Origin of the sequence: Aminobacter sp. BA135, assembly GCF_050859125.1 — a bacterium.
GTDB lineage: Bacteria > Pseudomonadota > Alphaproteobacteria > Rhizobiales > Rhizobiaceae > Aminobacter > Aminobacter ciceronei.
Window position 1 is genome coordinate 4,053,816 of sequence record NZ_CP139572.1, and the last position, 10,653, is coordinate 4,064,468.

9 protein-coding genes are annotated in these 10,653 nt (G+C 63.1%); 6 read left to right on the plus strand and 3 right to left on the minus strand.

All coding sequences use genetic code 11. The features are described from left to right. Window positions 1–8 precede the first annotated feature (8 nt). The 6 genes from SLT36_RS19790 (at window position 9) to glpK (ending at window position 6,562) form a co-directional block, all read left to right on the plus strand. Window positions 9–1,076, plus strand: a complete 1,068-nt coding sequence (locus SLT36_RS19790; protein WP_432284056.1) for an ABC transporter ATP-binding protein — start codon at window positions 9–11, stop codon at window positions 1,074–1,076. Between the two features lie 3 nt (window positions 1,077–1,079). Continuing rightward, on the plus strand, window positions 1,080–1,946 hold the full coding sequence (locus SLT36_RS19795) for a carbohydrate ABC transporter permease (RefSeq protein ID WP_432284057.1): 867 nt from the start codon (window positions 1,080–1,082) through the stop codon (window positions 1,944–1,946). A 49-nt stretch (window positions 1,947–1,995) separates the two neighbouring features. Then, window positions 1,996–2,883 (plus strand): carbohydrate ABC transporter permease, encoded by an 888-nt coding sequence (locus SLT36_RS19800; protein WP_432288405.1) that lies wholly within the window; start codon window positions 1,996–1,998, stop codon window positions 2,881–2,883. Between the two features lie 13 nt (window positions 2,884–2,896). Next, the gene (locus tag SLT36_RS19805; RefSeq protein WP_067963213.1) at window positions 2,897–3,178 is read left to right on the plus strand and encodes a DUF2160 domain-containing protein; all 282 of its coding nucleotides are present in this window, start codon (window positions 2,897–2,899) and stop codon (window positions 3,176–3,178) included. A gap of 74 nt (window positions 3,179–3,252) precedes the next feature. Next, complete coding sequence (locus SLT36_RS19810) at window positions 3,253–4,977, plus strand: extracellular solute-binding protein (RefSeq protein ID WP_432284058.1); 1,725 nt, start codon at window positions 3,253–3,255, stop codon at window positions 4,975–4,977. A gap of 91 nt (window positions 4,978–5,068) precedes the next feature. Further along, window positions 5,069–6,562, plus strand: coding sequence for a glycerol kinase GlpK (glpK, locus tag SLT36_RS19815; RefSeq protein ID WP_432284059.1), 1,494 nt, complete (start codon window positions 5,069–5,071; stop codon window positions 6,560–6,562). A 221-nt stretch (window positions 6,563–6,783) separates the two neighbouring features. On the opposite strand, the gene SLT36_RS19820 is transcribed toward glpK, so the two are convergent. The 3 genes from SLT36_RS19820 to SLT36_RS19830 form a co-directional block, all read right to left on the minus strand. Then, entirely contained in the window at window positions 6,784–7,860 is a 1,077-nt protein-coding gene (locus tag SLT36_RS19820; RefSeq protein WP_432284060.1) for an NAD(P)H-dependent flavin oxidoreductase, read from the minus strand. Window positions 7,861–7,882: 22 nt separating this feature from the next. Beyond that, entirely contained in the window at window positions 7,883–8,647 is a 765-nt protein-coding gene (locus SLT36_RS19825; RefSeq protein WP_432284061.1) for a heme ABC transporter permease, read from the minus strand. Window positions 8,648–8,755: 108 nt separating this feature from the next. Next, a complete protein-coding gene (locus SLT36_RS19830; protein ID WP_432284062.1) occupies window positions 8,756–10,522 on the minus strand; it encodes a glucan ABC transporter ATP-binding protein/ permease in 1,767 nt (588 codons plus the stop codon). Window positions 10,523–10,653 lie beyond the last annotated feature (131 nt).

Genomic DNA, 10,653 nt, shown 5'->3' on the forward strand with positions numbered 1-10,653 from the left:
AGGGGAAGATGGCACGCATCGACCTGAACCACATCCGCCACGCCTATGGCGCCAACCCGAAGTCCGACAAGGACTATGCGCTGCGCGAAGTCCATTACGGCTTCGAGGACGGCGGCGCCTATGCCCTGCTCGGGCCGTCCGGCTGCGGCAAGACCACGCTGCTCAACATCATTTCCGGCCTGCTGCATGCCTCGCACGGCCAGCTTCTGTTCGACGGCAAAGACGTGACCCGGCTGTCCACCCAGGAGCGCAACATCGCCCAGGTGTTCCAGTTCCCGGTCATCTACGACACCATGACGGTCTACGACAATCTCGCCTTCCCGCTGCGCAACCGCGGCGTCGGAGAAGCCGATGTCGACCGCAAGGTGCGCGAGACGCTCGACATGATCGACCTCGCCAGCTGGGCCAAACGCAAGGCGCGCGGGCTCACCGCCGACCAGAAGCAGAAGATCTCGCTCGGCCGCGGCCTCGTCCGCTCCGACGTCAATGCGATCCTGTTCGACGAGCCGCTGACCGTCATCGACCCGCATATGAAATGGGTGCTGCGCTCGCAGCTCAAGCAGCTTCACCGCCGCTTCGGCTACACCATGATCTATGTCACCCACGACCAGACCGAGGCGTTGACCTTCGCCGAGAAGGTGGTGGTGATGTATGACGGCGAGATCGTCCAGATCGGCACGCCGGCCGAGCTGTTCGAGCGTCCCAAGCACACCTTCGTCGGCTATTTCATCGGCTCGCCCGGTATGAACGTCATGCCGGTGGCGGTCGAAGGCCGGCGCGCCAGGCTCGGCGGCCAGGTGATCGAGCTGCCCGGCACGCCCAAGGCCGAAGGCGCAAGCATCGAACTCGGCATCCGGCCCGAATATGTCAGGCTCGGCGCCAAGGGCATGCCCGTCACCATACGCAAGGTCGAGGATATCGGCCGCCACAAGGTGGTGCGCGCCAGCCTCGAGGGCCGCGAGATCGCGGCGATCCTCGGCGAGGACGATCACGTGCCGGCCGATCCGCACGTCACTTTCGATCCTGCCGGCATCAACCTCTACGACAAGTCCTGGCGCGTCGAGATGGGAGCGTAACCCGTGGAAAAGACCTGGAACAACAAGGCCTGGTTCATGGTGCTGCCGGTGCTGGTGCTGGTGGCCTTCTCGGCGGTCATCCCGCTGATGACCGTCGTCAACTATTCGGTACAGGACACGTTCGGCGGCAACCAGTTCTTCTGGGCCGGCGCCGAATGGTTCGAGGAGATGCTGCATTCCGACCGCTTCTGGGCGGCGATGGGTCGCAACCTGGTCTTCTCGGCGATCATCCTGGCGATCCAGATCCCGCTCGGTATCTTCATCGCCCTCAACATGCCGCGAAAGGGCTGGGGCGTGCCGGTCTGCCTGGTGCTGATGGCGCTGCCTTTGCTCATTCCGTGGAACGTCGTCGGCACCATCTGGCAGGTCTTCGGCCGCATCGACATCGGCCTGCTCGGCTACACGCTGCATGCGCTCGGCTTCGACTACAACTATGTCAACGACCCGTTCGACGCCTGGGTGACGGTCATCGTCATGGATGTCTGGCACTGGACAAGCCTCGTCGTGCTGCTCTGCTATGCCGGCCTGGTGTCGATCCCCGACGCCTTCTACCAGGCGGCCAAGATCGACGGCGCCTCGCGCTGGGCGGTGTTCCGCTACATCCAGTTGCCGAAGATGCAGCGCGTGCTTTTGATCGCGGTGCTGCTGCGCTTCATGGACAGTTTCATGATCTACACCGAGCCCTTCGTCGTCACCGGCGGCGGCCCCGGCAACTCGACGACGTTCCTGTCGATCGATCTGGTCAAGATGGCTGTCGGCCAGTTCGACCTCGGCCCGGCGGCGGCGATGTCGATCATCTACTTCCTGATCGTGCTGCTGCTGTCATGGGTCTTCTACACCGTCATGACAAATTACGACGTGGAGAAGTGAGATGGCGGGGACAAGCCAAGCTGTCGCGGACGCCGACAAGGACAAGATGATGCGTGATGCCGTGACCACGACGGGCGTTGTCCATAGCAGCGCTCCAGACGAGGCGCTGGCGCGCAGGATGCGGCGGCGCGGCGAGGAATCGCGCTTCTGGTGGGTGGTACCGACGCTCTACATCATCTTCCTGATGCTGCCGATCTATTGGCTCATCAATATGAGCTTCAAGTCGAACCAGGAAATCCTGGGCACCTTTTCGCTTTGGCCGCAGAGCCCGACTTTGCGCAACTACGGCGTGATCTTCACCGATCCGTCCTGGTACAAGGGCTACATCAACTCGATCATCTATGTGGTGATGAACACGGTGATCTCGATCGCCGTCGCCCTGCCTGCGGCCTACGCCTTTTCGCGCTACCGCTTCCTCGGCGACAAGCACCTGTTCTTCTGGCTTCTGACCAACCGCATGGCGCCGCCGGCGGTGTTCGCCCTGCCCTTCTTCCAGCTCTATTCGGCCTTCGGCCTGATCGACACCCATATCGCGGTTGCGCTGGCGCACTGCCTGTTCAACGTGCCGCTGGCAGTGTGGATTCTCGAAGGCTTCATGTCGGGCGTACCGAAGGAGATCGACGAGACCGCCTATATCGACGGCTACTCGTTCCCGCGCTTTTTCGTGAAGATCTTCGTTCCGCTGATCGCCAGCGGCATCGGGGTCGCCGCCTTCTTCTGTTTCATGTTCTCGTGGGTCGAACTCTTGATCGCCCGCACCCTGACCACCACCGACGCCAAGCCGATCGCCGCCATCATGACACGCACCGTCTCGGCCTCGGGCATGGACTGGGGCGTGCTCGCCGCGGCCGGTGTCCTGACCATCATCCCGGGCGCGCTCGTCATCTGGTTCGTCCGCAACTACATCGCCAAGGGCTTTGCCCTGGGCCGCGTCTGAGGGAGCGTTTGTGATGGACCTTTCATGGATGGCCTGGACGCTGCCGACAGCGGCGTTCTTCATCACCATCTTCCTGATGCTCGTGGGCATGGGGGTGTGGGAATATTTCTCGCCCGGCGGCAATCCGCGCGTCGGCATCCTCCGCTTCGAAACGACCCGGGGCGACAGGCTTTTCGTTTCGCTGCTCGGCAGCGCCTTCATTCATCTCGCATGGCTGGGCCTGATCGGGCCCAACCTGTGGTGGGCTCTCGCTCTCGCAGTGGTCTACGCGATCGGCGTATTCCGCTTCGTCTAGAGGGGGAAATGTTGGGCCGCCGCAAGCCCGCGGCGGCGCCAAATGGCAATGCAACCTTGTTTGGGAGGAAATTAATGCGACGCCATATTCTAGCATCTACAAGCGTGATCGCCCTGCTCTTGGGATCAAGCAATGCCTTTGCCGGCATGGACGAGGCGAAAGCCTTCCTCGATACCGAGATCAAGGATCAATCGGCGCTCGACCGCGCCGGCCAGGAAGCCGAAATGCAGTGGTTCGTCGATGCCGCGAAGCCTTTCGCCGGCATGGAGATCAAGGTCGTCTCGGAAACCATCACCACGCACGAATATGAATCGAAGACGCTCGCCAAGGCGTTCAGCGACATCACCGGCATCAAGATCACACATGACCTGATCGGTGAAGGCGACGTCATCGAAAAGCTGCAGACGCAGATGCAGTCGGGCGAAAACATCTATGACGCCTATGTCAACGATTCCGACCTGATCGGCACCCACTGGCGCTATCTGCAGGCCCGCAGCCTGACCGACTGGATGGCCAATGAGGGCAAGGACGTCACCAACCCCAACCTCGACATCGCCGACTTCATCGGCACGAAGTTCACGACAGCTCCCGACGGCAAGCTCTACCAGCTGCCCGACCAGCAGTTCGCCAACCTCTACTGGTTCCGCTACGACTGGTTCAACGACGAGAAGAACAAGGCCGACTTCAAGGCGAAATACGGCTACGACCTCGGCGTTCCGGTCAACTGGTCGGCTTACGAGGACATCGCCGAGTTCTTCACCGGCCGCGACGTCAACGGCCAGAAGGTCTATGGCCACATGGACTATGGCAAGAAGGACCCCTCGCTCGGCTGGCGCTTCACCGACGCCTGGCTGTCGATGGCCGGCAACGGCGACAAGGGCCTGCCCAACGGCCTGCCGGTCGATGAATGGGGCATCAAGGTCAACGACAAGTCGCAGCCCGTCGGCTCCTGCGTCGCGCGCGGCGGCGACACCAACGGACCGGCCTCGGTCTATTCGATCGTCAAGTATCTCGACTGGCTGAAGGCCTACGCGCCGCCGGAAGCCCAGGGCATGACCTTCTCCGAATCCGGCCCGGTGCCGGCCCAGGGTGCGATTGCCCAGCAGATCTTCTGGTACACAGCCTTCACCGCCGACATGGTCAAGCCCGGCCTGCCTGTCATGAACGAGGACGGCACGCCGAAATGGCGCATGGCGCCCTCGCCGCATGGCGTCTACTGGAAGGACGGCATGAAGCTTGGCTACCAGGACGTCGGTTCGTGGACGATCCTGAAGTCGACGCCGGACGATCGCGCCAAGGCCGCATGGCTTTATGCGCAGTTCGTGACCTCGAAGACCGTCGACGTGAAGAAGAGCCATGTCGGCCTGACCTTCATCCGCCAGTCGACGCTCGACCACAAGAGCTTCACCGACCGTGCCCCGCAGCTCGGTGGCCTGATCGAGTTCTACCGTTCGCCGGCCCGCGTTCAGTGGTCGCCGACGGGCACCAACGTGCCTGACTATCCGAAGCTGGCTCAGCTGTGGTGGCAGGCGATCGGTGACGCTTCTTCGGGCGCCAAGACGGCCCAGGAAGCCATGGACTCGCTGTGCGCCGAGCAGGAAAAGGTGCTCGAACGCCTCGAACGCGCCGGCATCCAGGGCGACATCGGCCCGAAGATGGCGGAAGAGCACGATCTCGCCTACTGGAATGCCGAAGCGGTCAAGGCAGGCAATCTCGCGCCGCAGCTGAAGATCGAAAACGAGAAGGAAAAGCCTGTCACCATCAACTACGATGAGCTGGTGAAGAGCTGGAGCAAGTAAGCGTTCGGGCGGATCATCCGCTCGGCCAACTATCCGGGGAGACGGCGCAGCGCCGTCTCCCCTCTTCATGCACGTGACTGCGGAGGGGAAGATGAGCGGCTTCATTCTGGCGATCGACCAAGGCACCACGTCGAGCCGGGCCATCGTGTTCGACAAAACGATGAAACCCGTCGGTGTCGGCCAGAAGGAATTCACCCAGCATTTCCCTGCCTCCGGCTGGGTCGAGCATGACCCCGAGGAAATCTGGGACAGTGTCGTCACAACCTGCAGGGCGGCGCTGAAGAAGGCCGGCGCGACCGCCGCCGACATTGCGGCCATCGGCATCACCAACCAGCGCGAAACCGTCGTCATCTGGGACAGAGCGACAGGCAAGCCGATCCACAACGCCATCGTCTGGCAGGACCGCCGCACCGCGCCGCTCTGTGCCAGGCTGAAGAAGCAGGGGCTGGAGCCCAAATTCACTGGCAAGACCGGGCTTCTGCTCGATCCCTATTTCTCCGGTACCAAGATCGCCTGGCTGCTCGACAAGGTGAAGGGCGCGCGCAAGCAGGCCGAACGCGGCGAGCTGCTTGCCGGCACCATCGATAGCTTCCTGATCTGGCGCCTGACCGGCGGCAAGCTGCATGCGACCGACGCCACCAATGCCTCGCGCACGCTGGTCTACAACATCGCGAAGAACGACTGGGACGCCGAGCTGCTCGACATCCTGAAAATCCCCGCCGTCATGCTGCCCGAGGTCAAGGATTGCGCCGCCGATTTCGGCGTGACCGAAAAATCGCTGTTCGGCGCCGAAATCCCGATCCTCGGCGTTGCCGGCGACCAGCAGGCGGCGACCATCGGCCAGGCCTGTTTCGAACCAGGCATGATGAAATCGACCTATGGCACCGGTTGTTTTGCCATCCTCAACACCGGCAGCGACATTGTGCGCTCGAAGAACCGGCTGTTGACGACGATCGCCTATCGCCTGGAGGGCAAGACGACCTATGCGCTGGAAGGCTCGATCTTCGTCGCCGGTGCCGCCGTGCAGTGGCTGCGCGACGGCATCAAGGTGATCGGCAAGGCCGAGCAAAGTGGCAAGCTGGCGGCCGACGCCGACGACAGCCAGGACGTCTATCTCGTGCCGGCCTTTGTCGGGCTCGGCGCGCCGCATTGGGATGCCGAGGCGCGCGGCGCGATCTTTGGCCTGACCCGCAACACCGGGCCGGCGGAATTTGCCCGCGCAGCGCTTGAATCCGTCGCCTATCAGACCCGCGACCTGCTCGACGCGATGAAGAAGGACTGGAAGGGCGGCAACGGCAAGACCGTGCTGCGCGTCGACGGCGGCATGGTCGCCTCCGACTGGACGATGCAGCGCCTGGCCGACATCCTGGACGCGCCGGTCGACCGGCCGACGGTGCTCGAGACCACGGCACTCGGTGCTGCCTGGCTGGCGGGATCGCGCGCCGGCGTCTGGCCGAAGGCCAAACAGTTTTCCAAGGCCTGGGCGCTCGACCGCCAGTTCAAGCCGGTCATGGAACCGGCCCTGCGCAAGGCCAAGCTGAAAGGCTGGCACGACGCCGTGCGGCGGACGCTGACACCGAAATAGGCGGCTTCCCTCGACCAGAGCCCATTCTCATCAGATGAATCGGAATGAGGCTCTATCTTCTTGTTCTCGCATGATATTTTGCGAAAACCGGCGACCACATCAAGGGATCAAGCCATAGGCTAGAGAGATTCCACTTTTCTTCGAAAAGTGGAATCTCTCTATTTTCTTTGTTTTTGCGCATTCCGGACGGAAAACCGCTGCACACTTTTCCTGGAATTGCGCTAGCGGCCGAAGCGCGACAGCAGAGCCTGTGTTTCCGCGGCAAGGGCGCGCGTGAGATCGGCAGCCGGCATGTCGCGGCCAAGCCGGGCCGCCTGTCCCGACCACAAGGACATGAAATCGCCCGAGCCCTTGGGTTCCGACGCCGCTCGCAGCGGTGCCAATGCCCCGCCTGCCAGCGGGAATGCCGGCGCGTCTTCAGACAGTGGACCGACCTCGCGCATGATACGGTTGACGATGCCGCGCGCCGGCCGGCCGGTGAACAGATTGGTCAGCGCGGTATGGTCGTCCTTGGCCGCTTTGAGTGCGGCCTTGTGCGGTGCTGCCACCTTGGCCTCGGGGCAGAACAGATAGGCGGTGCCGACCTGCACCGCCGAAGCGCCAAGGGCAAAGGCGGCAACGATGCCGCGTGCGTCTGATATGCCGCCGGTGGCGATGACGGGCAGCTTGACCGCATCGACCACCTGCGGCACCAGAGCGAAGGTGCCGGGCTGGTTGGCGACGTCGTCGGTCAGGAAGATGCCGCGATGACCGCCGGCCTCGGCACCTTGCGCGATGATCGCATCGCAGCCCCTCGCCTCGAGCCACACCGCCTCGTCGACCGTCGTCGCCGACGACAGCACCTTGGCGCCCGTCGCCTTGACGCGATCGAGCAAGGCGGCATCAGGCAGGCCGAAATGGAAACTCACCACCTCCGGCCGGAACTCCTCGACGATGTCGCAGAAGGTCTCGTCGAAAGGCGCACGCGCCGAACGCGGCGCAGGCGCATTGGGGTCGAGGCCGAGTTCGAGATAATAAGGCGCGAGCCGCTGTTTCCACGCCGCCTCGCGGGCAAGATCGTCTTCGGGCTGTTTGTGGCAGAAGAAATTGACGTTGATCGGCTTCGAGGTGCGCTGCCGGATGATGCCGAGTTCGGTCCGCGTCTTTTCGGGCGTCATCAGCGCGCAAGGCAGCCCGCCGAGGCCGCCGGCCTCCGAGACCGCGATCACCATCTCGGAATCGACGGGCCCGGCCATCGGCGCCTGGAAGATAGGAAGCTCGAGGCCCAGGAGATCAAGAATTCGACGATCGGGCCACATGATGTCTTCCTTGTTCGAGCCGTCAGGCCTGCTGGCGCTCGGCCCTCCGAGCGGCAATCTGGCGCATGGCTGTGACACGACGGCGCCAGATCTCGGTGCGCATCGCCATTAGATGCAGAGTGAAGAACAGAAGGGTAAAGCCAAGCGCCATGGTCATGAGGGGCCAGAGCATGCTCGGATCGATGGTCGGGCCGTCCATGCGGAACACCGAGGCCGGCTGGTGCAAGGTGTTCCACCATTCGACCGAAAACTTGATGATCGGAATGTTGATGAAGCCGACAAGCGTGATGACGGCGGCAGCACGCGCCGAACGCGCGGGGTCGTCGAGCGCGCGGGTCAGCGCGATGATGCCGAGATACATCAAAAACAGCACAAAGACCGAGGTCAGCCGGGCGTCCCACACCCACCAGGTGCCCCACATCGGCTTGCCCCAGATCGAGCCGGTAAGCAGAGCCAGCGCGGTGAACACGGCGCCGACCGGTGCGGCCGACTTGAGCGCGACATCGGCGAGCGGATGACGCCAGACCAGCGTTCCCAGCGCCGAAATGGCCATGACCGAATAACACATCATGGCGAGCCAGGCGAAAGGCACGTGGATATACATGATGCGGACGGTGATGCCCTGCTGGAAATCGGCAGGTGCGGCAAAGCCGAGATAGAGCCCGATCGCCAGCACCAATACTGAGGCGCCGCCAAGCCAGGGCACGATCTTGTCGACCAGCGAGATGAAGCGGGTCGGATTGGCCAGGTCGCTGAAACGCCAAGCCTGCGAGGTCGTCTGTGTCATGGACGCTAAATAGCCTTGGGCGCTTGTCTTCGCAATCGGTACCAGCGTCGCGGGCAAACGCAAACGGGGCGCCAAGGCGCCCCGTCCGGATCCGTATGCGATGACGGACTAGGCCGCGGCCTCGACATGGGTGACGCGGCGGACTTCCTCGTCATTGAGCAGGCCGCCGGCGCGCAGCAGGGCGGCGAAGCGGCCATTGCGGGTCGACAGCTCGTTGAAGCCGCCCATCTCGACGACATGGCCGTGATCCATGAACACCACAAGGTCGGCGTCGCGGACAGTGCTGAGGCGATGCGCGATGATGAAGGTCGTACGACCGTCGCGCAGCGTGTCGATGGCGTCCTTGACCCGGTTTTCGGTCTCGACGTCGAGCGCGCTTGTCGCCTCGTCGAGCACCAGGATCGGCGCGCTCTTGAGGATGGCGCGGGCAAGGGCGATACGCTGGCGCTCGCCACCGGACAGCTGGCCGCCACGCTCGCCGACATTGGTGTCGTAGCCTTCGCTCTTGGACAGGATGAAATCCTGCGCCGCAGCGGCAGTCGCGGCTGCATGCACTTCCTCGTAGCTCGCGCCGGCGCGGCCGACGCGGATATTGTCCTCGATCGAGCGGTTGAGCAGGCCGGCGTCCTGGAAGACGGTGGCAATCGAGTGGCGCAGCGACTTCTTGGTGACGGTGCGGGTGTCGATGCCGTCGATCAGGATGCGGCCGTTCTGCGGTGTATGCACACGCTGCAGCAGGTTGATCAGTGTCGTCTTGCCGGCACCGGTCGGGCCGACGATGGCGATGGTCTGGCCGGCGCGCACTTCGAAGGAGACGTCGGTGACGCCTTGCCCCGAATTGGGGAACTCGAAGCTGACGTTTTCGAAACGGACGTGGCCGGTGACGTTTTCGAGTTCACGCAGGCCTTCCGGCTCGCGGTTCTCGCCGGCGGCATCCTCGAGACGATAGAACTCCTCGAGCTTCGAACGAGCGTCGAAGATCTGGTTGGCGAAGTTCGAAACCTGGTCGAGGCGGCTGATCAGCAGGGCGGCGAAACCGGTGAAGGCAACGATGTCGCCGATGCGCAACTGGCCCTTGCTGACCAGATAGGCGCCGATCAGAAGCACGACCATCATCGAGATCGTCGAAGCCAGCCGGTGCATGGCGGATGCCAGCGCCCACCAGTCGAGCACCGGGTTCTGCGTGGTGATCAGAGCCTTGACATAGGCACGCAGCGATTCCGTTTCCTGGCCGACACGGTTGTAGCTCTGCAGCACGGCGACGTTGCTGACCGAGTCCGAGACGTGGGAGAAAACCTTGTGATAGTGGCGCTCGACGGAGGCCTGGCCTTCCTTGGTCTTGCGCATGACGAGCCGGCCGATGGCGAGATAAAGCGCGCCAAGCACGATCAGCACCAGCGACATACGGACGTCGAGCGAAAAAGCAGTCGGGATCAGCAGCGCCAGCGCCACCGCCGTCGACAGATGGGTGCGCATGAATTCGAGCCACAGGCTGAACAGCGCTTCGACCGCGCGCAGCAAGGTGTGCAGCGAATGCGACGTGCCGCGCTGCTGGTGCCAGGAAAGCGGCATGGTGATGACGCGTTCGAACGACTGGCACAGCACCTCGCCGCGGCGCGCATGCGCCAGGCGGTCGGCGCCGCGCGCGACCAGAACGAAGGCGACGATGTTGAACGCGCCGAAGCTCGCCCACAGCGCCATTGTCGGAACGACTTCCGTCTTTCCAGCGATTGCATCGATGATACGCCCGAACAGGATCGGTTCAGCAATGGTCACGATTGCCAACACGACGTTGGCTGCGCAAATCAGCCCGACCTTCTTGCCGTCGGCGGCAAGATAGCGGAGGGCTCTCCAATAAACTTCAAGCAACGACACTTTGGTACCCCTTGAGTCCCGTTCGTCCCTTTATTGTGCACTGCACCATAGCCGACAAATAGCGGTCATGGGTCCGCAAGACAATGCGCAGATAGCCGCTCAGTTCAAAAAAATCGAACAACACATGGCTA

What these genes read in the sequence shown, in the direction of transcription:
- SLT36_RS19805 (WP_067963213.1), top strand. Translation starts at nt 2,897, where the DNA reads ATGGACCTTTCATGGATGGCCTGGACGCTGCCGACAGCGGCGTTCTTC.
- SLT36_RS19790 (WP_432284056.1), top strand. Translation starts at nt 9, where the DNA reads ATGGCACGCATCGACCTGAACCACATCCGCCACGCCTATGGCGCCAAC.
- SLT36_RS19810 (WP_432284058.1), top strand. Translation starts at nt 3,253, where the DNA reads ATGCGACGCCATATTCTAGCATCTACAAGCGTGATCGCCCTGCTCTTG.
- SLT36_RS19825 (WP_432284061.1), bottom strand. Translation starts at nt 8,647, where the DNA reads ATGACACAGACGACCTCGCAGGCTTGGCGTTTCAGCGACCTGGCCAAT.
- SLT36_RS19800 (WP_432288405.1), top strand. Translation starts at nt 1,996, where the DNA reads ATGCGTGATGCCGTGACCACGACGGGCGTTGTCCATAGCAGCGCTCCA.
- SLT36_RS19820 (WP_432284060.1), bottom strand. Translation starts at nt 7,860, where the DNA reads ATGTGGCCCGATCGTCGAATTCTTGATCTCCTGGGCCTCGAGCTTCCT.
- glpK (WP_432284059.1), top strand. Translation starts at nt 5,069, where the DNA reads ATGAGCGGCTTCATTCTGGCGATCGACCAAGGCACCACGTCGAGCCGG.